Source organism: Mesorhizobium sp. WSM3868, assembly GCF_002294785.1.
Classification (GTDB): Bacteria; Pseudomonadota; Alphaproteobacteria; order Rhizobiales; family Rhizobiaceae; genus Mesorhizobium.
Genome location: NZ_NSGB01000004.1, coordinates 85,399 through 110,102, shown reverse-complemented (window position 1 = coordinate 110,102; position 24,704 = coordinate 85,399). Strand labels below are relative to the sequence as shown.

Below are 24,704 nucleotides of genomic sequence, written 5' to 3'. Positions count from 1 at the left end.
CGAAACTGGTATGATTTAGCGTAGCGCAGAGAACTGCCGGAGAGGCTGGGAAATCATGGCGGCGCTGCGCGATCCTGATACGATTTCAGGAAGTTACGAGAAGCTTCCGGGGGACGGCGAAACGCTCCTGCGCAGCGGCCTGAGCCTGCGCCATATGCGGATGATCACCGCGCTCGACGATCACGGACGGGTGAGCGCCGCCGCCCAGGTTATGAATATTTCCCAGCCGGCGGCCTCGCGCATGATTGCCGAGATGGAGGCGGTGCTCGACGTGAAATTATGCGAGCGGCTGCCGCGCGGCGTGACGCTGACCCCTTACGGTCAGGCGCTCGCCAGGCGCGCGCGCTCCATCCTGCTCGAAATGCGCGAAGCCGACCGCGAGATTTCGGAGCTCAAGGCAGGCAAGGGCGGCTCGGTGTTTCTCGGCGCCGTGACTGCGCCGGCGATCGAACTGGCGGTGCCGGCGATTCGCGAGATCCGCCGCATCTATCCGCGCATCGAGATCACCATGCAGGTCGAGACCTCGAACGTACTCGCCCGCGAGCTGATCGCCTCCCGCCACGACTTTATCATCGCCCGCATCCCCGACGACCTCAATCCGCGGCTGTTCGAATCGCGCGTCATCGGCATCGAGAAGGCCTGCCTGATCGTGCGCCGCGGCCATCCGCTTGCCGGCGGCGGGATGGTCGGCCTGGAGGAGACGGCCGCCTATGACTGGGTCTTCCAGTCCGGCGGCTCGCCCCTGCGCCAGGCGATGGAAAGCAATTTCTTGAACCGCAACATCCCGCTTCCCGACCGCATCCTCAACACCTCGTCGCTGCTCTTGACGCTGGTGATGGTGGCGCAGTCCGACGCCATCGCCCCCGTTTCGGTGCAGGTGGCCAAGTTCATCCAGAGCGGCGACGGGCTGTCCGGAGCGATCGATGTCGTTCAGACCGAGTTCGACATCGAGGTCCGGCCCTACAGCCTGATCACGGTCAGGAACCGAGCGCTCTCGCCCGCCGCCAAGATGCTGCACGACTTCATCCTGCGCGAAGTGGGGTAATGGAACGAGAATGCTACCTGTGCGTTCAAACAGATCGGCAGTTCGCTGGAGCCCGTTTGGGTGAGGGAACCACCTGCCGATGCTGAACTATCGGGAGGTCTTTGATGGAACGTCGCTTGTTTCTAACTGGAATGCTTGGCGTTGCGGGGGCAGCGGCAATTGCAACCCTGGCTGGCCCCAGTAGGGCGGTTGCCGGAATTCCAAGCGGCAACGGAATTCTCGATGAACTCGATAAGCCCGATACCGCCGTCTTCGAGGATGGAGACGAACGGGCTGAAGTGGAGCAGGTTTACCATCGTCATTGGCATCACGGCCGTCGCCGCCGCAGACGGCGCCGCGTTTGGAGACGTGTTTGCCGCCGCTACTGGCGTCGTGGCCGCTGGCGTCGCCGCTGCTGGCGCGAACGTGTTTGGATTGGCTTTTGGCTTTAGGGGTCCATAGCGGTTCAGCTTTGGATAAGAGCCGCTCACCCGCAGTAAAGAACTGTTTTTACGGAATTCCGGACCGAGACGTGGTCCTGGATTGCTCAACCGGTCCAGAGCCGGCCGCCGCAAGGTGGCTGGCTTCTTTTTCGCCATAGATCGCGCGGCGATCCTCTTCTAGGGCCCAAGCCCCTCGCCTTTCGAGCGGCTCTTTCGTTTGCGCGCTTTCGCCGAACGAGGTGGCTCCCTTCGGAGTGCGGTCAAAAAGCACGTTGATTTTCCAGTCCCCCTGCTGTTGAGAGGATGCGGGCAGTTGGGCGATTTGGATGTTCGATGTTTTCAAAGCTGCCTGTTGTTAACCATCGCAATGTTAGCCTTGGTCTCGCCGGATGAGCGAGGTCACCAACATGCACGCCGATCTGCCGCGCGCGCGGGTTAAGCGGAGGCTGATAGCCAAGGCGCTAGCGTTCCTCGCCGCCGCCCTGACAACGCTGCCCGCAGATGCCGAAACGGTGCAGGAAAATCCCGGCGGTCAGATCGTGATCTTCGCTTTGCACGTCGCCGAGCTGCGCGCCGCGAACGAGCCTGTGGAATTTGACGGTGCCTGCGACAGCGCCTGCACGCTCTATCTGTCTTTGCCCGCCGAGCAGCTTTGCATCACGCCGCGTGCATCCTTCGGCTTCCATCTGCCTTACGGCGTAGGCGCCCATGAGAACGCAATCGCCGCCGGTTACCTGATCTCGCAATATCCCGACTGGGTTCGCCTGTGGATCGAGGAACACGGCGGCCTGTCGCACACCATCGTGCGGATGGAAGCCGCCGAGGCCGCAAAGCATCTTCCCCTCTGCGGCGTGCTGGCATGACCGCTAACGGCAACGATCGCATTCGCCTTCGGCCGCTTGAGGACGCTCTGCCAGATCGCTGCGACCGCGCGGCACTGTAGCGAGGGATGGAGCGGGTAGCGGGAATCGAACCCGCGCGTTCAGCTTGGGAAGCTGACAGGCTACCATTACATCATACCCGCGCAACAGCCTCGTTACCATGATGGCCCCGCATCTAGCAATCGGCGATACATTGAAAGCCGAGAGCCATCCACCGGCGCTTTGACGCCGCGCCACAACATGGTAATGGCTCAGGGGTTAAGGGTGGGGACCCAGCTTGGAAATCAATGTTCGGAAGAGGAAGCGAGCCTCTCGCTCCGGAAAAGCCTTTGCTGTGGAAGATCTCGGATTCCTGCTGAGGCTTCCTGTTTTTGTATTCGTCTCTCTTTTCGTGCCTGAGAAGAGATGGCGCAGTGTCTGCCTTTGGCTGGAGCGGCTGAAACGGGCGCCTGAGTCTCGGCGCGACGTTGGTGACCAACCGGATCTTGCCGCCTTTGGCATAGCCGGCCGCGAGGACCGGCTCCGGGTCGACGCGATGCGCAGCGAACACAACATCCAGATCGTCCGCGAGTGGCTCGTCGGCTGGCGACCCGAGATCGAACTCCTCGGCGCCGAGCATCTCGATGCGGCGCGCGAACAGGGCCGTGGCGCCGTCCTGTGGATCGCGCATTTCGCCTTCAATGCGCTTGCGGCGAAGATGGTTTTCGCCAAAGCCGGCTTCGATGTCTTCCATGTCAGCAGGCCCGAGCACGGTTTCTCGAAATCGCGCTTCGGCATCCGGTTCCTCAACCCGATCAGAACCGGCGTCGAGCTCAGACATGCCGCGGGCCGTATCGTGATCGACCGCGCCAATCCCGCCGCCAGCATGAACGAGGCGAGGCGGTTGCTTCGCCAGGGCAAGTTTGCGTCCATCACCGCTGGCGCCTGGGAGGGTGAGTTGCTCGTGCGTGCGCGAATCGGCCAGTCGGCCATTGAATTTGCGGGCGGCGCGCCCCGGTTGGCCAGGATCGCCGGCGCTCCCCTGCTGCCGGTCTTCGTCGTTCGTGACGACAGCACAGGCAAGATACGTGTGACTGTGGAAAATCCGATCGATCTTGATCGCAGCCAGGACAAGGCCGAACTGATCCAGAGCGCCGCGCAAGACTTCGCCGATCGGCACCTGGCCTATCTGAAGGCCAGTCCCCACCAGTGGCGCGACTGGGGCAAGTTGAAGGCTCACCAAGGCACCTTGATCGAGACGGAAGCCGGATGCCTCTCTTCAGCATTCTGATCACCGACGACGGCAGCGAGCACCTTTCCGGGCTCGTTGCCGAAAACATCCACTCGCTCACGGCTGCTCATCCGGGCGAAGAGCACCGCCTGTTCCGGGAAGCGGCGTTGGCGGAGTTCATTTCGACGCATTTCGGAGCAGAGGTGCTTTCGGCTTTCAGGACGCTGCGACCTTATTCATACAAGGCGGACCTCGCCAAATATTGCCTGCTCCATGAGCAAGGCGGCCTTTATGCCGATCTTTCCTATTTCTTCCTGCGCGGAGTGCCGCGCGCTGATGGAAAATTGTCGATCTTTCGCGATTTCCTCAGCTCGACCCCGTGGGACACCAGCATCGGCGTTGTTGCCGCGCCGCCTCGCCACAAAGCGCTCGCCAAGGCGATCGAGCTTGTCTGCGCCAATGTGAAACGGGAATATTACGGGCCGACCGCGCTGTGCCCCACGGGCCCGACCTTGTTCGGCAAGGCCGTCGCGCTGACCTGCGAACCGGAAGACCTCATCGTCGGCGAAGCCGTGAGGTCGGTGCCGTCTGCCGCGCCTCTTCAGCCTTCCGCGCATTTCGGCCATTGCCTCAGCCATGATGGCGAGCCGGTCGCGATCAAGCGCAAGCGGGGCGGCAAGCCGATATCGCACCTCGGTATCGGCGGCGGCAACCGCTACAACAGGCTGTGGCGCTCCAGGGAAGTCTACCGCGACCGGCCGCTTTGGGCCCGCATCTTCCGATGGCGAATCTGACCGAGCCACGTGTGCCGGCCGGATCGGGCTATCAAGGCCGCCAGCCCGATGGCTTCGCGCCGGCCTGGCGGCTTGATGCCGGGTATCCGAGTGCGTATTTCTGAGGTCGCGCCCCGAATCGGGCAGCTCGAACCGGAGAACGGCCTTGTCCGCACTGACACGCTTTCTCGGCGATACGCCACTCAGGGTGCTTGTGAAGCTGCTGGTAGTTTCCTTCCTCGTAGGCCTCGTCATGCACGCTTTCGGCTGGTCGCCGATGGACGTGCTCTACGGCATCCGCCAGTTCTTCATCGATCTGTGGAATCTCGGCTTCCATACTATCGACCGCTTCCTGGGCTATATCCTGCTCGGCGCCGCGATCGTCGTGCCCGCCTTTATCCTGCTCAGGATTGCGAGCTACAGGAAGTAGCCTGCCGAGCGTCAGGCATACGCGGCCGCGACCTCGAACAGAATGGCGTGGCGCGCGGCAAGCGCCGGCACGTCGCTCGAATAGCCGCCGCCGATGACGCCGCATAGCGGGATGCCGGCCTTGCGGAAATAGCTGATGACCAGCTCCTCGCGGCTGCGCAGGCCGTTGTCGGTCAATGTCAGCCGGCCAAGCCGGTCCTCGGCATGGACATCCACGCCGGCATTGTAGAACACGATGTCCCAGCGCCGCCTTGCGCAAAGCTCTGGAAGAATGGCGCCGAGCCGGTCGAGATAGGCAGCGTCGCCGGTGCCGTCCGGCAGCGCGATATCGACATCGGAGGCGATCTTGCGCGCCGGATAATTGCGTTCGCCATGCATGGAAAAGGTGAAGGCGCGCGGCTCATCCTTCAAAATGTCCGCCGTGCCGTCGCCCTGATGCACGTCGAGATCGACGACCAGGATGTTTTCGACGGCGCCCTCCGCAAGCAGGACCAGGGAAGCCACGGCCACGTCGTTGAAGGTGCAGAAGCCCGCGCCTTGGGCACGCCTGGCATGGTGGCTACCGCCGGCGGCGTTGCAGGCTATGCCGTGTTTCAGCGCCAGCCGCGCCGCCAGCACCGTGCCTGCCGTTGCTAGCTGCGCTCTCAATGACACGCGCTGGCTGACCGGGAAGCCGATCTCGCGCTCGATCTTTTCAGGCACCTCGCAAGTGAGCACCTGGTCGACATAGCCGGCCTCGTGCGCGAGCTTGAGCCACGCCGCCGGCGCCCGTTCCGGCATCGAAAGCGCTCCCGCTGCTGCCAGCCCGCGGCTGTGCAAAGCCTCCATCAGCAACGGATATTTGCTCATCGGAAAGCGGTGATTGACGGCAAAGCCGGCGTCATAGTCGGGATGGTGGACGATCTGCAAAGGCATGATGGGGCGGCCTGCGCCAGAGCTGGAATTCGGTTGGCCGTCACCCGATGGCGATTGCGCGGCAGCGGCAAACTGGGGCACATCGGCCGTTCTAGCAAGCCGCAATGAGCAAGGCAGCAATCCTTGGACAAGGGTGCGACCCACATCAACGCCGGGACCTTCATCGTCACCAACCGGTCGGTGCTGGCGATCGCGGTGCCGATGACGCTTGCCTATCTGACGACGCCGCTGCTCGGCATCGTCGACACCGCGGTGATCGGGCAGTTCGGCGATGCGGCTCTTCTCGGCGGACTGGCGGCAGGCGCGCTGGTCTTCGACGTCGTCTTCACCACCTTCAACTTCCTGCGCTCCGGCACCACCGGCCTCGTCGCTCAGGCTTTCGGACGCGGCGATCCGCTGGAGGAGCAGGCGGTGCTCTGGCGGGCCGTCCTGATCGCGGTCGTCGCCGGCGTGGTGCTTGCAGCACTTGCGCCGCTGTTTGCGGTAGGCGGCCAGTGGTTCATGGGCGCCGAGCCGCGTGTCAGCGCGGCGATGTCGGTCTATATCCGCATCAGGCTCATTGCCGCGCCCTTCTCGCTCATCAACTACGCCATCTTGGGCTACGTGCTGGGGCGTGGCGAGGGCGGGGTAGGGCTGATGCTGCAGGCCGTGCTCAACGGCATCAACATCCTGCTCTGCTTCCTGCTCGGCCTCGAGCTCGGCTGGGGCGTGGCGGGGGTTGCCTGGGCGACCGTCACCGGCGAGTTCCTGGCCATGCTGCTCGGCCTTGCCATCGTGCTGAGGCGGTTCCGCAAGTTGGAGCGGCCGTCGCGCCGGCGCATCCTCGACCTGCCGGCCTACCGGCGCATGCTGTCGCTCAACCGCGATATCATGATCCGTTCCTTCTCGCTGCTTGCCGCCTTCGCGCTGTTCACCAGGCAGGGCGCGCAGTTTGGCACGGTGACGCTCGCCGCCAATGCCGTGCTGATGAACTTCTTCCTCGTCGCCGGCTATTTCCTGGACGGCTTTGCCACTGCAGCCGAGCAATTGGCAGGCCGCGCCATCGGCGCGCATGCGGCCGCTCCTTTCCGGCAAGCCGTCCGGCTGACGCTGATCTGGGGCGTTGGCCTGGCGGCTGTCGCCAGTCTTATCCTGCTGACGGCCGGCGCACAGCTGGTGGCGATGGTGACGACCGCTCCGGAGGTCCGCGCGGTCGCCGACATTTATCTGCCCTGGGCCGCCTTCACCGCGCTGAGCGGCGTGCTCGCCTTTCAGATGGACGGCGTCTTCATCGGCGCCACCTGGTCGCGCGACATGCGCAACATGATGCTCCTGTCCTTCCTGACCTTCGCCGCGGCGCTGATCACGCTGGCACCCGCCTTCGGCAACAACGGCCTATGGGCCGCACTGCACGTCTTTTTGCTGGTGCGGGGTTTCAGCCTGCTTGCGGTGCTGAGGCTCAGGATGCGCACGGCGTTCAGCTGATCGGCTTTGAAGCCAAGCGCTCGCAAGCCGAGTCGCGCAAATCCCGGATCGAGCCTAGCCGCTCGCGCTCCACAAACCGGGCCATGCCGGCAACGATGCGGCCAGGCAGCGCCGGGCCGGCATAGATCATGCCGGTATAGAGCTGGACGAGATCGGCGCCGGCGCGGATCTTCTCCAGCGCGGTTTCCGCCGAGTCTACGCCGCCGACCCCGACGATCGTCACTTGTGGGCCGAGCAGCTTGCGCATCCGGGCGAGCACGGCCGTAGAGCGCTCGAAAAGCGGCTTGCCTGACAGCCCGCCGGCTTCGCCGGCCAGACTTGCGCTGCGCAACCCGACCCGGGCAAGCGTCGTGTTGGAGACGATGACCCCGTCGATCCTTTTCTCGATGACTTCGGCGGCGATGTCTTCCAGTTCCGCTTCGACGAGGTCCGGCGCGATCTTGAGGAAGATGGGCGGCTGAACCGACGCAGCCGCGCGCGCCGCCACCACGCGCGACAGGAGTTCGCCCAGTTGCTCGCGCGCCTGCATGTTGCGCAGGCCCGGCGTGTTGGGCGAGGAGATGTTGACCGTCAGATAACTGGCATGAGCCGCGAAGCGGGCGACGCCGCGCTCATAGTCGGCAATGCGGTCGGCGCTGTCCTTGTTGGCGCCGATGTTGACGCCGACAATACCCGGCCGCCCTTTGCGCGCGGCAAGCCGTCTTTCGGCGGCCCCATGCCCTTCATTGTTGAAGCCGAGCCGGTTAATCACCGCTTCGTCCGCGGTCAGCCGGAAGATGCGCGGCTTTGGATTGCCCGATTGCGGCAGCGGCGTGATGGTGCCGACCTCGGCGAAGCCGAAGCCAAGCCCAAGCAGCGCGTCCGGCACTTCTGCGTTCTTGTCGTAGCCGGCCGCCATGCCGAGCGGGTTCGGAAAATCGAGCCCGCAGACGCTGACCTCGAGCCGCGCGTCGCGCGGGGGAGGCGAGGCGGCCGGCAGGCCGCAGCGCAAAGCCGCGATCGACAGTCCATGCGCCGTTTCCGGGTCGAACGAGAAAAGCAGCTTTTGGCCGATCCGGTCGAGCACGCTCATTCGTCCTCCAGCGGCGGGAATTCGTGGCCGTCGGCGCCGAGCGGCAACGGCTTCACCCAGAGAACGGCGTCGATTGCGAGCGCGGCGTAGAGATGCGGGAACAGGGCGCCGCCGCGCGACACCTCGTATTTCAGCGCGTTGCCCAGCTTTGCCGCGTCGACAGCGATGAGAAGCAGGTCCGCCTGGCCGGCGAAATGCTTGGCCGCCGTCTCGCGCACCTGGGCAGCGGTGGAGAAATGGATGAAGCCGTCGGCGATGTCGATCGGCGCCCCGGTGAAGCGGCCGTTCCGTTCCGCTTCGCGCCACATGGCTTCAGGCGCGATCTTGTAGATAAACTGAGACATTGGCGCGCTATAGTCCGAACGATCCATGGGGGAAAGGGTGCTTGCGAACTCTTCCCCATTTCAGGCGCAAACCTGTGATATTGTTCGCACAACGGCTCATGGAGGATAACATGCGTCTGCAGCACATTCTAATCCCGGCGGCGCTTTGCTCGCTGGTCGCCGCATCGGCCTATTCCGAGGAGACGGACCGCTATCGGCTCGAAAAGTCCGCAAACGGCTATGTCCGCATGGACACCCAGACCGGCGCCATGTCGATCTGCGAGGAGCGCTCCGGCCAGCTCGTCTGCAAGTTGGCCGCCGACGAGCGCTCCGCCTTCCAGGACGAGATCGACCGGCTGCAGAGCACGGTGAAGGCACTCGACGAGCGCGTCGCGAAGCTTGAGAACTCGCTCTCGGCCCGGCTGGAGTCCCAACTGCCGAGCGAGGAGGATTTCAACAAGACGATGAGCTACATGGAGCGCTTCTTCCGCAGCTTCATGGATATCGTCAAGGACATCGACAGGCAAGAAGGCGACGGTGGCACGAAGCCCAGCCCGCAAAAGACCTGAGCTCCCGGGAAAAAGCCCGCGCGCGCGGCCTTTGCTGCTTGAAAACGCGCCGCGCCGCCGCATAATCGTTCCGATCCCGTAAGAAAGCACATAAATCAGCAAATGGGACGGGGAGGAGTATTTGCCGTCGGGCCACACTTTCGTCATTGCCGACGACCATCCGCTGTTTCGCGGCGCGCTAAAGGAAGCGCTGGCCGGCATAGGCGACGTTGCCGCCATCCATGAGGCCGGCGATTTCGAAAGCGCCAAGGCGCTGGTCGTCGCCAATGAAGACATCGACATGGTGCTGCTCGACCTGTCGATGCCCGGCGCCAGCGGCCTGTCCGGACTGATCTCGCTGCGCGGCATCCATGCCTCGGTGCCGCTGGTGGTGGTGTCGGCTCATGACGATCCAGCCACCATCCGCCGCGCGCTCGATCTCGGCGCGTCCGGCTTCATCTCCAAATCGGCAAGCATGGAGGAGATACGCAGCGCCGTCCTGACTGTGCTTGCCGGCGATATCGCAGCACCCGCCGGCATCGAGCTCGGCGTCGAGCGCGACCCGGAGATTTCCGATCTGATCAAGCACCTGCAGGCGCTGACGCCGCAGCAGACGAGGGTGCTCGGCATGTTGGCCGAAGGCCTGCTCAACAAGCAGATCGCCTATGAGCTCGGCGTCTCCGAAGCCACCATCAAGGCGCATGTCTCGGCTATATTGCAGAAGCTCGGCGTCGACAGCCGCACCCAGGCGGTCATCCAGCTTTCCAAGATCGGCGGCGACCCGCTGCAGCCGGTGAGCTGATCATTCCGCCGCGGGCGCCAGCGCCCTGACGCGCGCCATCATCGAGCGCAGCACGGCAGGCTTCAGCGGCTTGTTGATCACCGGCACATCGAGCAGACCAGCAGCAGTGCGCACCTCGCTGGAGCGGTCTGCGGTGACCAGCACGCAGGGCAGGTCCTTGCCGTAGGCGGCGCGCAGCCTGGCGATGGCGTCGAGCCCGGTGCCGCCGTCGAGATGATAGTCGGCGAGCACCACATCCGGCCTTGCCGCACCCGGGTGCATCAGATCCTGCGATCCCGAAGCGGTCTCGACGCTGCAGCCCCAGCCTTCGAGCAGCAGTCGCATGCCGTCGAGGATTCGCGCGTCATTGTCGATGCACAGCACATTGAGTCCGGCAAGTGAGGATGGCGCGCGCGCGGGCGCCTTTCCCGTCTCGCGCGGCGGCGCCGCGATCGCGGCGACCGGCAGGATGACGGAAAAACGCGTGCCCTTGCCGGGATTGGAGAAGATGCGGATTTCGAGCCTGAGAACCCTGGCGATGCGGTCGACGATGGAAAGGCCAAGGCCAAGGCCTTCGGCCTCGCGAGCGCCCTCGTCCAACCGGGTGAATTCGTGGAAGACGGTGTTCAGCTTGTCGGCGGCAATGCCGATGCCGGTGTCGATCACCTGGATCTCGGCCAGCTCGCCGCGCCTTCTCACCCCGACCAATATGCGGCCTTCGCGCGTGTATTTGATCGCATTGGAAACGAGGTTCTGGATCAGCCGGCGAAGCAAATTGCGGTCGGTCATCACGCCGAGCGACGACGGCATGATTTTCAGGCCGAGCTTCTTTTCGGCGGCGAGCGGGCGAAAATCGTTGCCGATCTGGCCAAGCAGCCCGCCGAGGCTGAAGGCGGTGTCCTCGGGCTTCAACGCGCCGGCGTCGAGCCGCGATATGTCGAGCACCGCGCCGAGGATGGTCTCGACCGATTCCAGTGAGGATTCGATGTTGGTCGCGGCCCTGCCGGCCGGCCCCTTGCCGGCCTTCTCGATCAGCGAGGAGCAATAGAGCCTGGCGGCGTTGAGCGGCTGCAGGATGTCGTGGCCCGCGGAGGCGAGGAAGCGCGTCTTGCTGAGATTGGCTTCCTCGGCAAGCATCTGCGCCTGCGCCAGCTCCTCGTTGACGCGGGTGAGCTCGGCGGTGCGGCTCCTGACCCGCTGCTCCAGCGATTCATTGGCCCGCTTCAGCGCCAGGTCCTGCTCGACGCGGCCGGAAATGTCGGCATAGGTGGCGACGATGCCGCCGTCGGGCATCGGGTTGGAACGCAGCTCCAGGATGCGGCCGCTGGTCCTGAGCTCCATCTGCCAAGGACCGACGAAGCTGGTCAGCCGGTTGAGCATCGTAACCCGCTGGTCGGCGGCGATATCGCCGCGCTCGGCCAGATGCCGCAGGATCTGGTCGAGCGACACGCCCACTTGGCCCATCTCGTCAGGCAGATCGAACAGCGCCCTGTATTGCCGGTTCCAGCAGATCAGCCGCAAATCCCGGTCGAAGACGGTGATGCCCTGCTCCATCTGGTCGAGCGCGATCTGCAGCAGGTCGCGGTTGTGCTGCAGCGCCTCGGTGGCGTCGTCGAGCAGCCGGAAGGCGTCCTTGGAGTCGCGGTCGTTGCGGCGGAACAGCAGCGACAGGATAAGCCGCGCCGACGACGAGCCCACGGCGCTCGCCAGCAACTGCTCCGAGAAACGGATGACGTCCATGCTGGCCTGTTCCTTGCCGTGCAGGGAGACGTTCGCGTTCTTCTCGAAGGACTGGAAGGAGCGCTCGGTGCGCTCGACGCCGAGATAGCGGGAAATCGTGTCCTTGAGGTCGTTGACCGTGACGGCGGTGCGGAAGCGGCGCAGGCTTGGCATCGGCCCCGCCTCGCGCGGCACGAAGATCGCCGCCTGGATACGCTCCAGTGGCACCGATGCGCGGGACAGCGAACCCATCACGAAGAACAGCGTGTTGACTGACAGGCTCCACAGCACGCCGTGGTTCAGCGGCTCGCCGACGGTGCCGAACAGCGCCTGGGGTCTCAGCGCCTCGAAGCCGAACAGTCCATGGACGACAAAGTCGGAGCCGGGACCGACGAGGGAAGGGAGCAGCAGCGTGTAACCCCAGACCGCGATGCCGGCGACCATGCCGAGGGCGGCGCCTCGGCCATTGGCGCGGCGCCAGATCAGCCCGCCGATCAGGGCGGGCGCGAATTGCGCGATCGCTGCGAAGGACATCAGCCCTATCGAGGACAGCCGCGCGCTGTTGGTGCTCTCGCGATAGTAGAGGAAGGCGATGAACAGCATGATGAAGATCGACGCTCGCCGAACGTTCAGGATCAGCGTCGACCAGTCTTCGTTCTCCGAAGAAGTGGTCTTGAGCAATCGACGCACGAACAGCGGGATGACGAGGTCGTTGGAGATCATGATCGACAGCGCCACGCTCTCGACGATGACCATGGCGGTGGCCGCCGACAGGCCGCCGATGAAAGCGATCATCGCCAGCACGTCGTGGCCGCTGAATAGCGGCAGCGACAGGACGTAGAGGTCGCTGCTGGTCCTTGCGCCGACCAGCGACAGCCCGGCAAAGGCGATCGGCAGGACGAACAGGTTGATCGCCACGAGATAGAGCGGAAACACCCAGGTCGCGGTGCGCAGCTCGGCCTCGCTGCGATTCTCGACGATGGTGACGTAGAATTGGCGCGGCAGCATCAGGATGGCGAAGCCGCTCAAGGTCGTCAGCACCAGCCAGGTGACCAAGGACGTGTTGTAGCCCATCGCCTGGCGCACCTCGGCATTCGCCCCGAGCGTCGCCAGCATGTCGCCGGGGCCGCCGAAGATGAGAAAGGTGACCATAAGGCCGATGGCGAGGAAGGCTGCGAGCTTGACCACCGTCTCGACCGCGACCGCCAGCACCAGCCCGTCCTGGTGCTCGGTGGCGTCGGCGTGGCGGGTGCCGAACAGGACCGCAAACAGCGCCAGCAGCATCGCCACCACCAGCGAGATGTCGCTTACAAAAGGATCAAAGGAGGGCGGCGATCCCGTATAGTGCTCGATCATCAGGCTGACCGAGCCGGAGATCGCCTTGAGCTGCAGCGCGATGTAGGGCACGGCGCCGACCGTGGCGATCAGCGTGGCGATCGCCGCGACGGCAAAACTCTTGCCGTAGCGGGCGCCGAGAAAGTCCGCAATCGAGGTGATCTTTTCGCTCTTTGCCAGCCGGACGATGCGGTTGAGCAGCGGGAAGCCGAACACGAAGACCAGCACCGGGCCGGTGTAGATGCCGAGGAATTCGAGACCCCGCTCGGAGGAGAGCCCGACCGAGCCGAAGAAGGTCCAGGAGGTGCAGTAGATGGCGAGGCTGAGCGCATAAATGGAGGGCCGTGCGCGGCCGAGTCCGGCTGCCACGGAGCGCCGGTCGCCGACGCTGGCGATGGCAAAAAGCAGCGTCACATAGGCGATCGCGATGATGACGACGAACCAGCCTTGCACGGTTCGAACTTCCTTCCTGACCGGCTGCTCGTCCGGTTATCAAACGCAACCACAGCTTTGACGCCAAGTCCACCGCGGCTTTCGGCGCATAGGTGCTTGGTGACGCCCAGAAGCGCGAACCAGTTAGGCACAAACCGGCGGCTCCGCCCTTTTTCCGGTTTTGCAACTGGGGGTTTTTGTTATTGTGGCTTCGGGGTCGGTGCCGGAGAGCCGGGGCGGCAGCGCGGCCCGTCATGGCAAGGAGGGTCGGATGCTGAAAGAATTCCAGGAATTCATCTCCAAGGGCAATGTGATGGACTTGGCCGTCGCCGTCATCATCGGCGCCGCCTTCGGCAAGATCGTCGATTCGCTGGTCAACGACATCATCATGCCGATCATCGGCGCGATTTTCGGCGGGCTTGACTTCAACAATTACTTCTTTGGGCTGTCCTCCAATGTGCACTCGGCCACGCTGGCCGAAGCCAAGAAAGAGGGAGCCGTTTTCGCCTATGGCAGCTTCATCACCGTCGTGCTGAATTTTCTGATCCTCGCCTTCATCATTTTCCTGATGGTCAAGGCGGTGAACAATCTGCGCAGGCGGCTGGAGCGAGAGAAGCCCGCGCCTGCCGCGGCGCCGCCGCCGGCGGATGTCCAGCTTCTGACCGAAATCCGCGACCTGCTCGCCAGGAAATAACGCATCCAACGCTCTTCGCTGGACCAAAACCCCGGCCGCTTGCGGCTGGGGTTTTCTGTTCAGTGATCTGGTAAGAGCGCAGCAAAACGAGCACGGATTTGTCCATGACCCTGATTGAGACCTTGCGCGCCGAAGCCCGTGCTGCCCCCGAAAGCGGCATTGTCGCCGTCGTCAATCACGGCCGCTTGCACGAAGGCCTTATTCCGCTCTGGGCCGGAGAGGGCGACCTGCCGACGCCTTCCTTCATCAGCGATGCCGCCGCAGGCGGCCTCGCCAATGGCGAGACCTTCTACACCTGGCAGAAGGGCATTCCCGAGCTTAGGCAGGCGCTCGCCCGCTACTATGCCAGGCATTTCGGCCAGCGCTTCGCCGAGGAAGAATTCATCGTCACCGGCTCGGGCATGCATGCCATTCAACTGGCCATCGACGCGATCGCCGGCAGCGGCGACGAGGTCGTCTATCTTTCGCCGGCGTGGCCGAATTTCGCTGCCGCCGCCGGTGTTGCCGGCGCTGTTCCCGTGCCGGTCACGCTCGACCAGTCCGGCAATGGCTGGTCCTGCGATGTCGACAAGATCGCAGCCGCCATCACGCCGCGTACCAAGGCGCTGTTCATCAATACCCCCTCGAATCCGACCGGCTGGACAGCCGACAAGGAAACGCTTCAAGCGATCCTCGATCTGGCCCGCACGAAGAAGCTTTGGATCATCGCCGACGAGATCTATGCGCTGTTCCACTATGGCCACGGCCGCGCGCCGTCTTTCCTCGATATCGCAACGGCGGAAGACCGCATCCTGTTCGTCAACAGCTTCTCCAAGAACTGGGCGATGACCGGCTGGCGAGTCGGCTGGATCAAGACGCATCCGGCGCTGCAGCAGGTGTTCGAGAACCTGATTCAGTATTCGACCTCGGGCGTCGCCCAGTTCATGCAGCGCGGCGCGGTTGCGGCCCTCGACAAGGGTGACGGCTTTATCGTCGAGCAGGTGGAGCGGGCACGTGCGGCGCGCGATCTGGTCTGCGACATCCTGGGTGCCACCGGCAAGGCGCGCTTCACCGTGCCGCAAGGTGCGTTCTACCTGTTCTTCACCGTCGACGGCATCACCGATTCCCGCGCCGCCGCCTTCGACATCGTCGACAACGCCAATGTCGGCCTGGCGCCCGGCACGGCCTTCGGCCCCGGCGGAGAGGCTTTCCTCAGACTATGCTTCCACCGCCGCCTCGATCAGCTTGAGGAAGCGGCAAATCGCCTGGCGAAATGGATGAAGACGGTCTGAGACGGGCGGCTTCAGCCGCCTGATTTCGGCACCAGGAGTGGAATAATCCGGTCGCTCTTGGCGACGGCCGGGCGGCCGGAGGCGGCATAGGGGATGCCGAGCGCGTCCCAGGTCTCGACCAGCGCGTCCTGCAGTTCGGCGATCAGCGCGTCCGAATGGAACGGGGTGGGCGTGATGCGCAGCCGTTCGGTGCCGCGCGGCACCGTCGGATAATTGATCGGCTGGATGTAGATGCCGTGGACGCCAAGCAGGCGGTCGCTCGCCATCTTGCAAAGCTCGGGATCGCCGACCAGCACCGGCACGATATGGGTGGCCGATTCCATCACCGGCAGCCCGGCCGCGGCAAGCACCTGCTTGGCCCGCGCGGCCTGGCGCTGCTGGGCGTCGCGCTCGGCCTGCGAGCGCTTCAAATGCCTGATCGAGGTGGTGGCGGCCGCCGCGATCGCGGGCGGCAGCGCGGTGGTGAAGATGAAGCCCGGCGCATAGGAGCGCACCGCGTCGATCACAGCGCTCGTGCCGGTGATGTAGCCGCCCAGCGTGCCGAAGGCCTTGGCCAGCGTCCCCTCGATGATGTCGATGCGGTCGGCAAGACCCTCGCGCTCGGTGATGCCGCCGCCGCGCGCACCGTACATGCCAACAGCATGCACCTCGTCGATATAGGTCATGGCGTTGTAGCGCTCGGCGAGCTCGACGATCTGCTTGATCGGCGCGATGTCGCCGTCCATCGAATAGACGCTTTCGAAGACGATCAGCTTGGCGCGCTCGCGTCCTGCCGCCTGCAGCAGGCTTTCCAGATGCGCAACGTCGTTGTGGCGAAAAATCTTCTTTTCGGCCCCGGAGCGGCGCACGCCCTCGATCATCGAGGCGTGGTTCAACTCGTCCGAGATGATCAGGCAGTTGGGCAAGAGCCTGGCGATGGTCGAAATCGAGGCTTCGTTGGAAACGAAACCGGAGGTGAAGACCAGCGCCGCCTCCTTGTCGTGCAGGTCGGCGAGCTCATGCTCCAGCTCGACCAGCGGGTTGGACGTGCCAGAAATGTTGCGGGTGCCGCCGGCGCCCGAGCCCATCCGGCCCGCCGCGTTCTGGAAGGCGGCGATGACGTCCGGATTCTGGCCCATGCCGAGATAGTCGTTGGAGCACCAGACGGTGATTTCCTGGGCGCGACCGTTGGAGCGCCAGATGGCGCGCGGGAACTTGCCCACGATGCGCTCGAGGTCGGCGAAAACGCGGTAGCGCCGCTCGGCATGGAGCTGGTCGATCGCGTCTTCGAAGAACCGCTGGTAGTTCATGTCGGCTTCCCAATTTTGCGCCGGATCATAGTCACGGGCCTATGTTACGTCCACCGCGCCGCACCGGTCAAAATGCCACGCCCCGCGCCTGTTCCTAACGATGCCGGATCATGGCCTATTCCCGGGGATGTGAACCAGCTTTGTTTCGGTACGATGCCTCGGGCAGGCGGAACTGTTACAGACTTAACACTAAAATGGGAGGCTAATGGGCTTACGGCGGGGTTTCCAGCACGGCGGCTGTTGAGACAGTTTCCGATAAATCTTGATCAGCGAGGTAAGCGATGACGGTTTTGGTGACGGGCGGTGCCGGCTATATCGGCAGCCACATGGTCTGGGAGCTTTTGGACGCCGGCGAAAGTGTCGTCGTGCTCGACAGGCTTTCCACCGGCTTCGAATGGGCGGTGGCGCCCGAGGCGAAGCTCGTCGTCGGCGACGTCGCCGATCGCGATCTGGTCGGCCGGATCATCCGGGAAAACAAGGTCGACGCCATCATCCATTTCGCCGGCTCGATCGTGGTGCCGGAATCGGTCGCCGATCCGCTCGGCTATTACGAGAACAACACCTGCAAGACGCGCGCGCTGATCGAAACCGCCGTGCGCGAGGGCGTGCCGCACTTCATCTTCTCGTCCACCGCAGCCGTCTATGGCGGCGCCGGGCTGGAGCCGGTGCGCGAGGACGCCCGGCTGGCGCCGGAATCCCCTTACGGCCTCTCCAAGCTGATGAGCGAGTGGATGCTGCGCGATGCCGCGATTGCGCACGACATCCGCTATACGGCGCTGCGCTATTTCAATGTCGCCGGCGCCGACCCCAAGGGCCGCACCGGACAGTCGACGCCCGGCGCCACGCATCTGATCAAGGTCGCCTGCGAGACGGCGCTCGGCAAGCGGCCATTCATGCAGGTCTTCGGCAAGGACTATCCGACACCGGACGGCACCTGCATCCGCGACTACATCCATGTGAGCGATCTGGCGGCGGCGCACCGGTTGGCACTGCAGCGGCTGCGCGATGGCGGGGAGAGCCTCGTCGCCAATTGCGGCTACAGCCATGGCTATTCGGTGCTGGAAGTGATCGACAGCGTGCGCCGCGCCTTCGGCCATGATTTCGACGTTCGCATGGGTGCGCGACGGCCGGGCGACGCCGCCGCCGTGGTCGCCAATTCCGACCTTGCCCGCAAGGAGTTCGGCTGGACCCCGCAGCGCGACGATCTCGACCAGATCGTCAAGGATGCGCTGGCCTGGGAACGCATCCTGACGACCAAGAACTCCGTTCGAAACTGAGCAGTTCAGGAAAGTGTGTAGCGGTTGGATTCGGCGACTTCGCCGTAGCCGTCGTCCGGAATTGCGTAAATGAGACTGACCTGTTGGGCCAAGGGCTCGTCCGGCGAGTTTAGACGCGGTATTCAGGCTCATGCGGTGGTGTGCCGAAGGCGCACTTTTTGAATGAGCCTTGAGGGACGGCATGAAGGTCTTGGTGCTCGGCGCCGGCGTGGTTGGCACGGCGGCCGCCTACTATCTGGCTAAAGACGGTCATGAGGTGACGGTGATCGAGCGCCATGAGGCAGCGGCGCGCGGCACCAGCCAGTCGAACGCCGGCCTGGTCTCGCCGGGCGACGCCACCGCCTGGGCCTCGCCGGCGGCGCTCAAGACCTTTCTGCGCGCGCTCTGGAACCATGACCTCGGCATCAAGGTCCGGCTGCGCCTCGATCCGTATTTCTATGCCTGGAGCCTGCGCTTCCTGCGCGAGTGCACCGTAGCGCGCCTGCGCGCCAACACCGACGTCAAGCTGAAGCTCGCGCTCTATTCGCGCGACTGCATCAATGCGCTCTCGGAGGCGACCGGCATCCATTACGACGAACGCAAGAAAGGCATCCTCTACTTCTTCCGCTCGCAGCAAAGCTTCGACACCGGCACCGACAATTACCGCTACCTCGGCGAGCGCGGCCTGCCGATCGAGATCGTCGGCCGCGACCGCTTGGCCGAGCTGGAGCCGGGCCTTGCCGGCGTGAAGGACAAGATCGCCGGCGGCATCTATTCGCCGATCGACCAGACCGGCGATTCCAAGCAATTCGTCGACAAGCTCGCCGCCTATGCGGCCGAGAAGCTCGGCGTCAGGTTCCTGTTCGGCACGACAATCGAGGGCCTCGACATCGAGGGCGACCGGGTGCGAGCCGTGATGACCTCGGCCGGACCGGTTGCGGGCGACGCCGTCGTCATCTCGATGGGAGCCGAAAGCGGCCTGTTCGGCCGCCGCTACGGCATCGACCTGCCCGTCTACCCGGTGAAGGGCTACACCGTGACCGTCCCGCTCGAGGACGAGAGCAAGGGCCCGACCATGGGCGGCGCCGACGAGGACCGGCTGATCGGCTATTCGAGGCTGGGCAACCGGCTGCGGATGTCCTCGACGGCGGAATTCATAGGCTTCGATCGCAGCTTCAAGCCGCGTGATTTCAGAACCATCCTGGAAACCGGCAAGGACCTGTTCCCGGGCGCCTTCGACGAGAAGAAGGCGCTGCTTTGGGCAGGCCTGAGGCCGATGATGCCGAGTTCCGTGCCCATCTTCGGTCAGGCGAAATACCGCAACCTCTATCTCGACACCGGCCACGGCCATCTCGGCTGGACCATGGCTTGCGGCTCGGGAAAATTCCTGTCCGACCTCGTCGCCGGCCGCAAGCCCGAGATCGATCCGCAAGGGTTGCTTTACGCGACAGCGGGCTGAGACGTTCGGTCCGCAAGTTGCCACTTGCGTATGTCGGCGCTGGTCGGCGCGACCTGTCAGTTGTGGCAAAATACCACGGCGCGGATCACGTCCCGACGACCCGCTGCCACGCTCGCGCGTAATCGTGCCAAGCCGGATCTGCGGGTGGCTCGGTCCGCTCGCCTTTGCTGATGACGGTAGCGCGGTCTGACGCCAGCAGTGCCGCGCCGATGCTCGTCCCTGTCGACGTCTCCGACGCAATGACAGCCCGTCCCGTTGCTGCTGCCAGCATGCGGATGAAAAGTGGGTTCCGCGCAAAGGGCCCTTCGACCGTCGTCCGCCCGTCGCCGCCAATCAACTCCAGGCAGGTCGCGGTCATCAGCGCCAGATAGAACGAGATTGCGGTGAAGCGCTGGCCGGGGGGCAAGCCCTCGGCGTTGACCCATTGCGCGGCGCGGTGAGGGAATGGCCCGGAGCCTTGTTGGGTTGACGGCAGAAGCGATGCTTTTCGTGCCAGCACGGCGGCAACATCGGCCTCGGTCCAGTCCTGCCGCTGGCCTTCGGTCAGCAGCGAAAACTCGCGTCCACCCATGAAGCGCGCCGACGGCACGGGATCGCCGAGCGCATTGACATTGACCAGCGTGTCGCGCGCCGGGTCGAGCTCGACCTTCTTGCCGCCGACCGCCATCGACACCACCCATGTGCCGGTCGAGACGACGGAGAAGGGCGGCCGATCGGACAACAGATGCGGCAGAAGCGAGGCGTTGGAGTCGTGCAGGCCGCAGAACACGGGAGTCGCGGGGTCGAGCCCTGTCAGTCGGGCAATCGCCGGCAGGATCGATCCGAGCCTGTCCTTCGCCCGACGCACGGGCGCCATCAGCGGACGCCAGCCCATCCTGTCGACCAGCGAGGAATAGTCGGACGTCCAGGGGTTCCACAGATCGGTGTGGCAGCCCAGCGATGTCACTTCGTTGGCGGCGACGCCGGTCAGCCGCAGCGCCCAATATTGCGGATACATCAGCATCGCGGCGGACTTGGCGAATTCCACTGGAAAGCGCTTTTGCTGCCAGAAGAATTGCGCGCCGAGATTAAGGCCGATGGGCAACCGCGGCGTGCCTGTTTCGGCGAAGGGAGCGCGTACGGCGTCGTAGTCGGCCGCAAGCTGGTCGGGGCCGTCGAACTCATAGTCGAGCACCGGCAGCACCAGTTCGCCGGCGGCGTCGACCAGCGCCCCGGTCGCGCCATGCGTGGTGATCGAGATCGCATCGATCCGCCGCTCGCGGTTGATATCGGCGAGGCTGATCAGGATGAACGTCCACAGCGCCTCGACATCGTGATAGGGGTAGGGCGCCTGCCAAACGGGCGCGTTCGCGGTGCGGCGCAGCGCGATCTCGCTCGGCGTCGTGAGCTCGACCAGCGCCACCTTGGCGTTGGTCTTGCCGATATCGATGACGGCGACGTGGCGGATCATGCCATATGGAACATGGTTTCCAGCGGCACCGCCACCGGCTCATTGTCGGGTTTGGTTTCCATGAGGTCGGCCATATGCGCCCACCAGCGCTGCATCACAGGATGTTTCGGCAGGTCGGCCATGCCGTGATCGTCGCGTCGCCACAGCACGCCGAAGAGGATGCTGGTCTCCTCGTCGAGATGGATCGAATAGTCGGAGACGCCGGCATCTCTCAGCAGCTCCGCCAGCTCAGGCCAGATCTCGTCATGGCGGCGCTTGTACTCGGCCTTCATGCCGGGATTGAGCTTCATCTTGAAGGCGTGTTTCTCCATCAGGCGAAACGTCCTTCGCGCAGCCGCCGCCAGACGATCGGCAGCGCAATGACGATGATCAGCAGCAGGCCGATGAAGATCGACATGACGATGCCGGGCACGTTGAGCAGGCCGAGGCCGAAGGTCACCAGCCCCATCATGAAGGCGGCAAGCACCACGCCGAGGATGCTGCCGGCGCCGCCGAGGATCGACACGCCTCCCAGCACCACCATGGTGATGGCCTCCAGCTCATAGCTCTGCGCGATCGACGGCCTTGTCGAGCCGAGCCGCGACGTGATCAGCACCGAGGCGATGCCCGACATCAGCCCGGTGAGGCAGAAAAGGATGAATTTGATGCGGTCGACGCGCACGCCGGAGAACTGGCAGGCGACCGGATTGTTGCCAATGGCAAAGACGCGCCGGCCGAAGCTCGTGCGATGCAGCACGAACCAGTAGACGAGCGCCGCGAAAAGGAACAACGCCAGCTCGAACGAGAAAACCCACCAGACATAGCCCTGGCCGAAGAAGGCGAAACTTTCCGGATATCCCTTATAGGCCTGGTCGCCGAGGATGATGAAGGCGATGCCGCGAAACAGGCTCATCGTGCCGATGGTGACGACGATGGAGGGCAGGCCGAGCCTGGTGACGAGCAGCCCGTTGAAAGCGCCGCAGCCGAGCCCGACGGCGATGCCGATCGCGACCAGCACCGGCGTGCCGGCGCCCGCCTGCACCGCCATGCCCATCATCGTCGAAGCGAGCGCGACGATCGCGGCAACCGACAGGTCGATCTCGCCCGAGATGATCAGCAGCGCCATGGCGAGCGCAATCAGGCCCTTTTCGGTGAAGTTGAAGGTCAGATCCGAGAGCGACCACGGGTCGAGGAAATAGGGCGAGGCGAAGCTGTTCACCGCGAAGATGAGGATCGCGATGACGACGAGCAGTGCCTCCCAGGAAAAGATCGCCGAAGAAAGCGGCTTGTCGAGCCGGTCGGGGATATGGCGCGGGGCAGGGGTGTCGGTCATGCCGCTTCCGCCTTTCTGAGAATGATGCGGCCCTGCCGGCGTTCGCCGCGCGCGTTGAGCACCACGGCCAGGATGATGGCGCTGCCCGAGATCGCCATCTGCCAGAAGGGCGAGATGTTGATGACCGGTAGCGCGTTGGAGATGATGCCGAGGAAGAGCGCGCCGAGCACCGCGCCGCCGACCGAGCCGATGCCGCCGGCGATCGAAATGCCGCCGATGACGCAGGCGGCGATGATGTTGAGCTCATAGCCGTTGGCGACCTCGACCGAGGCGATCACGTAGCGCGAGATCCATAAGTACCCGGCGAGCCCGCCGATCATGCCGGAGATGCAGAAGACGATGAACTTGGTGCGACCGACATCGATGCCGGCATAGACCGAGGCGGTCGGGTTGACGCCGATGGCATAGATCGAGCGGCCGATCTGCGTGCGCGTCATCGCCAGAAAGAACAGCGCAATGACGAGAAGCGCGATCCACGACAGAACCGGCAGGCCGAGGAAGGCGGCGCGCTGGAAGTTGATGAAGTCGGGGCTCATCTGGTCGGCATTGACCCAGGCGCCGCCGGAGACGACGAAGGTGGCGCCGCGATAGATGGTGAGCGTGCCGAGCGTGACCACGATGGACGGGATATTCAGCCGCCACACCAGGATGCCGTTGATGGCGCCGAGCAGGAGGCCGACAAGCAGTGCGATGACGATCAGCACCGGGATCGGGATCGCCGGATGGGCGGCGTTGAGCATGGCCACCGCCATGCCGGTGAAGCAGAGATTGGACGCCATCGACAGATCGATCGAGCGCGTCAGGATCACCACCATCTGGCCGAGCGCCAGGATCATCAGGATCGATGTGTCGTTGAACACCTGGCGCAGATTGGCCGGATCGGCAAAACCGGGGAAGCGGGTCGAGATCAGCCCGATCAGCAGGACGATGCCGGCGAGCAGCCAGATCTCGCGGTATTTGAGAAAATTCTTCATGCCGCGATCCCCGCTGCGGTCCTGACCAGCGTCTCGGCGTCGAGGCCTTTGTTGTCGTAGGTGGCCGCGATACGGCCTTCACGCATGACGACGACCCGGTCGGACATGCCGAGGATTTCCGGCAATTCCGAGGAGACCATGATCACCGATAGCCCCTGCGCCACCAGCTCGGCCATGAAGCCGTGCACGGCGGCTTTGGAGCCGATGTCGATACCCTTGGTCGGCTCGTCGAGGATGATCACCTTCGGCGTCGTCGCCAGCCATTTAGCGATGACTACTTTCTGCTGGTTGCCGCCGGAAAGCGTGCCGACATCCTGGCTGAGCGACGAGGCGCGCAGGTCCAGCCGCTCGGTGTAGGAGCGGGCAAGTGAGAATTCTTCCGCCAGCTTGAGCACACCGGATTTCGAGGTGCGCGCAAGCGAAGGCAGCGATACGTTCTGAAAGATCGGCAGGCCGATGACGACACCCTGCTTGCCGCGCTCTTCCGGCACATACACGATGCCGGCCTCGATCGAATCCGCCGCCGATTTCGGCGCGATTGAGTTGCCGTCCAGCGAAATCGTGCCGCGGCTGGTGCGCGTGATGCCGGCGATCGCCTGCATCACCTCGCTGCGGCCGGCACCGACCAGGCCATAGAAGCCGAGGATTTCGCCCTTGCGCAATTCGAAGCCGATATCGTCGAACTCGGTCGGGTGCGACAGGCCGGAGACCGACAGCACCGGCGCGCCGATCTTCGGCTCGCGCTGCGGAAAGATGTGGTCGACGTTGCGGCCGACCATCATACGCACGATCTCGTTCTGGCCGGTGTCCTTGAGCAGGCCTTCGCCTACCATCTCGCCGTCGCGGAAGACGGTGTAGCGGTCGGCGATGCGGTAGATCTCGTCGAACTTGTGGCTGATGAAGAGCACCGCCTTGCCTTCGCTCTTCAGGAATTCGATCAAGAGGAAAAGCTCCTCGATCTCCTTCATCGAAAGTGCGGCGGTCGGCTCGTCCATGATGACGATGCGCGCGTCGATGGACATGGCGCGCGCCACAGCCACCAGATGCTTGTTGGCGATGCCAAGGTCCTTCAGCCGAGCATCGGCGTCGATATGGCCGGCGCGCATCGTCTCCAGCACCTCGCGCGCATTTTTGCGCATGGTGCGCCAGTCGATGGTGCCGAAGCGGGTGCGCGGCGCATGGCCTAGGAAGATGTTTTCGGCGACAGAAAGGTCGTCGAACAGCACCGTCTCCTGATGGATGGCGGTGATGCCGTGGGCGAACGCGGCATGGGCACTGGGCAGCGCCGTGGCCTGGCCGTCGATGCTGATTTCGCCGGCGTCGGGCTGGTAGATGCCGGTCATGATCTTGACCAGCGTCGACTTGCCGGCGCCGTTCTCGCCGATCAGCGCCGTCACCTGTCCGGGATAGAGCGACAGGCTGACATTGTGCAGCGCCCGAACGCCCGGAAAACTCTTGGAGATGCCTGAGAGCGTCAGGCGCGGGGCCAATTTGCCCTCGCCCTCGCGGGGAGGGTCGCGAACAAAGTGAGCGGGATGGGGGTTGTCTAGCATATCAAGTTAAGGTCCTGGTGCATGGAAGCGTCGTCGCCTCCGCCCCGTCTCGCCAGTTTTGCTTCGCGACACCGCCTCGCCGACCCTCCCCACAAGG

General features: G+C 64.3%; 23 protein-coding genes and 1 tRNA gene. 12 read left to right on the top strand and 12 right to left on the bottom strand.

Annotation, left to right across the window (positions count from 1 at the left end; genetic code table 11):
- Nucleotides 1-55 precede the first annotated feature (55 nt).
- Nucleotides 56-1,045 carry a LysR substrate-binding domain-containing protein gene (locus CK221_RS08800; RefSeq protein WP_095777457.1) on the top strand — a complete coding sequence of 330 codons (990 nt, stop codon included), beginning with the start codon at nt 56-58 and terminating at the stop codon, nt 1,043-1,045.
- 122 nt (nt 1,046-1,167) lie between these two features.
- Here the strand turns inward: CK221_RS08800 and CK221_RS30185 are convergent, their stop codons facing one another.
- Complete coding sequence (locus CK221_RS30185; RefSeq protein WP_170950356.1) at nt 1,168-1,623, bottom strand: hypothetical protein; 456 nt, start codon at nt 1,621-1,623, stop codon at nt 1,168-1,170.
- Between the two features lie 233 nt (nt 1,624-1,856).
- Here CK221_RS30185 and CK221_RS08785 point away from each other — a divergent pair, with 233 nt between their 5' ends.
- The gene (locus tag CK221_RS08785) at nt 1,857-2,330 is read left to right on the top strand and encodes a hypothetical protein (RefSeq protein ID WP_082980527.1); all 474 of its coding nucleotides are present in this window, start codon (nt 1,857-1,859) and stop codon (nt 2,328-2,330) included.
- 87 nt (nt 2,331-2,417) lie between these two features.
- Here CK221_RS08785 and CK221_RS08780 read toward each other — a convergent pair.
- Nucleotides 2,418-2,491 (bottom strand) — tRNA-Gly (locus tag CK221_RS08780).
- 392 nt (nt 2,492-2,883) lie between these two features.
- Here CK221_RS08780 and CK221_RS08775 point away from each other — a divergent pair.
- The 3 genes from CK221_RS08775 (at nt 2,884) to CK221_RS08765 (ending at nt 4,761) form a co-directional block, all read left to right on the top strand.
- A complete protein-coding gene (locus tag CK221_RS08775) occupies nt 2,884-3,618 on the top strand; it encodes a hypothetical protein (RefSeq protein ID WP_143749029.1) in 735 nt (244 codons plus the stop codon).
- Nucleotides 3,597-4,352: a glycosyltransferase gene (locus CK221_RS08770; RefSeq protein ID WP_095777455.1), complete on the top strand. Its 756-nt coding sequence runs from the start codon at nt 3,597-3,599 to the stop codon at nt 4,350-4,352. Before CK221_RS08775 ends, CK221_RS08770 begins: the two co-directional genes overlap by 22 nt.
- A gap of 145 nt (nt 4,353-4,497) precedes the next feature.
- Nucleotides 4,498-4,761: a DUF6460 domain-containing protein gene (locus tag CK221_RS08765; protein WP_095777454.1), complete on the top strand. Its 264-nt coding sequence runs from the start codon at nt 4,498-4,500 to the stop codon at nt 4,759-4,761.
- Nucleotides 4,762-4,772: 11 nt separating this feature from the next.
- Here CK221_RS08765 and CK221_RS08760 read toward each other — a convergent pair whose 3' ends face one another.
- A complete protein-coding gene (locus tag CK221_RS08760; protein ID WP_095777453.1) occupies nt 4,773-5,675 on the bottom strand; it encodes a histone deacetylase in 903 nt (300 codons plus the stop codon).
- 123 nt (nt 5,676-5,798) lie between these two features.
- On the opposite strand from CK221_RS08760, the gene CK221_RS08755 reads away from it, so the two are divergent.
- Complete coding sequence (locus CK221_RS08755; RefSeq protein WP_179295098.1) at nt 5,799-7,139, top strand: MATE family efflux transporter; 1,341 nt, start codon at nt 5,799-5,801, stop codon at nt 7,137-7,139.
- On the opposite strand, the gene CK221_RS08750 is transcribed toward CK221_RS08755, so the two are convergent.
- Together CK221_RS08750 and CK221_RS08745 are read right to left on the bottom strand one after the other, a co-directional pair.
- Entirely contained in the window at nt 7,132-8,211 is a 1,080-nt protein-coding gene (locus tag CK221_RS08750; protein WP_095777452.1) for a quinone-dependent dihydroorotate dehydrogenase, read from the bottom strand. The genes CK221_RS08755 and CK221_RS08750 overlap by 8 nt on opposite strands.
- The gene (locus CK221_RS08745) at nt 8,208-8,555 is read right to left on the bottom strand and encodes a DUF952 domain-containing protein (RefSeq protein WP_095777451.1); all 348 of its coding nucleotides are present in this window, start codon (nt 8,553-8,555) and stop codon (nt 8,208-8,210) included. Before CK221_RS08745 ends, CK221_RS08750 begins: the two co-directional genes overlap by 4 nt.
- 110 nt (nt 8,556-8,665) lie before the next feature.
- Between CK221_RS08745 and CK221_RS08740 the strand changes: the two genes are divergently transcribed.
- Nucleotides 8,666-9,103, top strand: coding sequence for a hypothetical protein (locus tag CK221_RS08740; RefSeq protein ID WP_066996874.1), 438 nt, complete (start codon nt 8,666-8,668; stop codon nt 9,101-9,103).
- Nucleotides 9,104-9,224: 121 nt separating this feature from the next.
- Nucleotides 9,225-9,884 carry a response regulator transcription factor gene (locus tag CK221_RS08735; RefSeq protein WP_095777450.1) on the top strand — a complete coding sequence of 220 codons (660 nt, stop codon included), beginning with the start codon at nt 9,225-9,227 and terminating at the stop codon, nt 9,882-9,884.
- Here CK221_RS08735 and CK221_RS08730 read toward each other — a convergent pair whose 3' ends face one another.
- Nucleotides 9,885-13,370: a PAS domain-containing hybrid sensor histidine kinase/response regulator gene (locus tag CK221_RS08730; RefSeq protein WP_095777449.1), complete on the bottom strand. Its 3,486-nt coding sequence runs from the start codon at nt 13,368-13,370 to the stop codon at nt 9,885-9,887.
- Nucleotides 13,371-13,620: 250 nt separating this feature from the next.
- On the opposite strand from CK221_RS08730, the gene mscL reads away from it, so the two are divergent.
- A complete protein-coding gene (gene mscL, locus CK221_RS08725; RefSeq protein WP_095777596.1) occupies nt 13,621-14,043 on the top strand; it encodes a large conductance mechanosensitive channel protein MscL in 423 nt (140 codons plus the stop codon).
- A 104-nt stretch (nt 14,044-14,147) separates the two neighbouring features.
- A complete protein-coding gene (locus CK221_RS08720; protein ID WP_095777448.1) occupies nt 14,148-15,314 on the top strand; it encodes a pyridoxal phosphate-dependent aminotransferase in 1,167 nt (388 codons plus the stop codon).
- An 11-nt stretch (nt 15,315-15,325) separates the two neighbouring features.
- Here the strand turns inward: CK221_RS08720 and hemA are convergent, their stop codons facing one another.
- Nucleotides 15,326-16,603 (bottom strand): 5-aminolevulinate synthase, encoded by a 1,278-nt coding sequence (gene hemA / locus CK221_RS08715; protein WP_066996827.1) that lies wholly within the window; start codon nt 16,601-16,603, stop codon nt 15,326-15,328.
- 281 nt (nt 16,604-16,884) lie between these two features.
- Between hemA and galE the strand changes: the two genes are divergently transcribed.
- Together galE and CK221_RS08705 are read left to right on the top strand one after the other, a co-directional pair.
- Nucleotides 16,885-17,880 (top strand): UDP-glucose 4-epimerase GalE, encoded by a 996-nt coding sequence (gene galE / locus CK221_RS08710; RefSeq protein WP_095777447.1) that lies wholly within the window; start codon nt 16,885-16,887, stop codon nt 17,878-17,880.
- A gap of 181 nt (nt 17,881-18,061) precedes the next feature.
- Entirely contained in the window at nt 18,062-19,318 is a 1,257-nt protein-coding gene (locus CK221_RS08705) for a D-amino acid dehydrogenase (RefSeq protein ID WP_095777446.1), read from the top strand.
- Between the two features lie 85 nt (nt 19,319-19,403).
- Here the strand turns inward: CK221_RS08705 and CK221_RS08700 are convergent, their stop codons facing one another.
- Genes CK221_RS08700 through CK221_RS08680 form a run of 5 tightly spaced genes read right to left on the bottom strand, consistent with a single transcriptional unit; the run spans nt 19,404 to nt 24,607 of the window.
- Nucleotides 19,404-20,768 carry an FGGY-family carbohydrate kinase gene (locus tag CK221_RS08700; protein ID WP_095777445.1) on the bottom strand — a complete coding sequence of 455 codons (1,365 nt, stop codon included), beginning with the start codon at nt 20,766-20,768 and terminating at the stop codon, nt 19,404-19,406.
- Nucleotides 20,765-21,079, bottom strand: a complete 315-nt coding sequence (gene rhaM / locus CK221_RS08695; protein ID WP_206520505.1) for an L-rhamnose mutarotase — start codon at nt 21,077-21,079, stop codon at nt 20,765-20,767. Before rhaM ends, CK221_RS08700 begins: the two co-directional genes overlap by 4 nt.
- On the bottom strand, nt 21,079-22,080 hold the full coding sequence (locus CK221_RS08690) for an ABC transporter permease (protein ID WP_095777443.1): 1,002 nt from the start codon (nt 22,078-22,080) through the stop codon (nt 21,079-21,081). Before CK221_RS08690 ends, rhaM begins: the two co-directional genes overlap by 1 nt.
- Nucleotides 22,077-23,054 carry an ABC transporter permease gene (locus CK221_RS08685; protein ID WP_095777442.1) on the bottom strand — a complete coding sequence of 326 codons (978 nt, stop codon included), beginning with the start codon at nt 23,052-23,054 and terminating at the stop codon, nt 22,077-22,079. The genes CK221_RS08690 and CK221_RS08685 overlap by 4 nt, the downstream gene beginning before the upstream one ends.
- Entirely contained in the window at nt 23,051-24,607 is a 1,557-nt protein-coding gene (locus CK221_RS08680; RefSeq protein ID WP_245418765.1) for a sugar ABC transporter ATP-binding protein, read from the bottom strand. Before CK221_RS08680 ends, CK221_RS08685 begins: the two co-directional genes overlap by 4 nt.
- Nucleotides 24,608-24,704: the final 97 nt, after the last annotated feature.

What these genes read in the sequence shown, in the direction of transcription:
- CK221_RS08800 (WP_095777457.1), top strand. Translation starts at nt 56, where the DNA reads ATGGCGGCGCTGCGCGATCCTGATACGATTTCAGGAAGTTACGAGAAG.
- CK221_RS30185 (WP_170950356.1), bottom strand. Translation starts at nt 1,623, where the DNA reads ATGGCGAAAAAGAAGCCAGCCACCTTGCGGCGGCCGGCTCTGGACCGG.
- CK221_RS08785 (WP_082980527.1), top strand. Translation starts at nt 1,857, where the DNA reads ATGAGCGAGGTCACCAACATGCACGCCGATCTGCCGCGCGCGCGGGTT.
- CK221_RS08775 (WP_143749029.1), top strand. Translation starts at nt 2,884, where the DNA reads ATGCGCAGCGAACACAACATCCAGATCGTCCGCGAGTGGCTCGTCGGC.
- CK221_RS08770 (WP_095777455.1), top strand. Translation starts at nt 3,597, where the DNA reads ATGCCTCTCTTCAGCATTCTGATCACCGACGACGGCAGCGAGCACCTT.
- CK221_RS08760 (WP_095777453.1), bottom strand. Translation starts at nt 5,675, where the DNA reads ATGCCTTTGCAGATCGTCCACCATCCCGACTATGACGCCGGCTTTGCC.
- CK221_RS08750 (WP_095777452.1), bottom strand. Translation starts at nt 8,211, where the DNA reads ATGAGCGTGCTCGACCGGATCGGCCAAAAGCTGCTTTTCTCGTTCGAC.
- CK221_RS08745 (WP_095777451.1), bottom strand. Translation starts at nt 8,555, where the DNA reads ATGTCTCAGTTTATCTACAAGATCGCGCCTGAAGCCATGTGGCGCGAA.
- CK221_RS08740 (WP_066996874.1), top strand. Translation starts at nt 8,666, where the DNA reads ATGCGTCTGCAGCACATTCTAATCCCGGCGGCGCTTTGCTCGCTGGTC.
- mscL (WP_095777596.1), top strand. Translation starts at nt 13,621, where the DNA reads ATGCTGAAAGAATTCCAGGAATTCATCTCCAAGGGCAATGTGATGGAC.
- CK221_RS08720 (WP_095777448.1), top strand. Translation starts at nt 14,148, where the DNA reads ATGACCCTGATTGAGACCTTGCGCGCCGAAGCCCGTGCTGCCCCCGAA.
- hemA (WP_066996827.1), bottom strand. Translation starts at nt 16,603, where the DNA reads ATGAACTACCAGCGGTTCTTCGAAGACGCGATCGACCAGCTCCATGCC.
- galE (WP_095777447.1), top strand. Translation starts at nt 16,885, where the DNA reads ATGACGGTTTTGGTGACGGGCGGTGCCGGCTATATCGGCAGCCACATG.
- CK221_RS08705 (WP_095777446.1), top strand. Translation starts at nt 18,062, where the DNA reads ATGAAGGTCTTGGTGCTCGGCGCCGGCGTGGTTGGCACGGCGGCCGCC.
- CK221_RS08700 (WP_095777445.1), bottom strand. Translation starts at nt 20,768, where the DNA reads ATGATCCGCCACGTCGCCGTCATCGATATCGGCAAGACCAACGCCAAG.
- rhaM (WP_206520505.1), bottom strand. Translation starts at nt 21,079, where the DNA reads ATGGAGAAACACGCCTTCAAGATGAAGCTCAATCCCGGCATGAAGGCC.
- CK221_RS08690 (WP_095777443.1), bottom strand. Translation starts at nt 22,080, where the DNA reads ATGACCGACACCCCTGCCCCGCGCCATATCCCCGACCGGCTCGACAAG.
- CK221_RS08685 (WP_095777442.1), bottom strand. Translation starts at nt 23,054, where the DNA reads ATGAAGAATTTTCTCAAATACCGCGAGATCTGGCTGCTCGCCGGCATC.
- CK221_RS08680 (WP_245418765.1), bottom strand. Translation starts at nt 24,607, where the DNA reads ATGCTAGACAACCCCCATCCCGCTCACTTTGTTCGCGACCCTCCCCGC.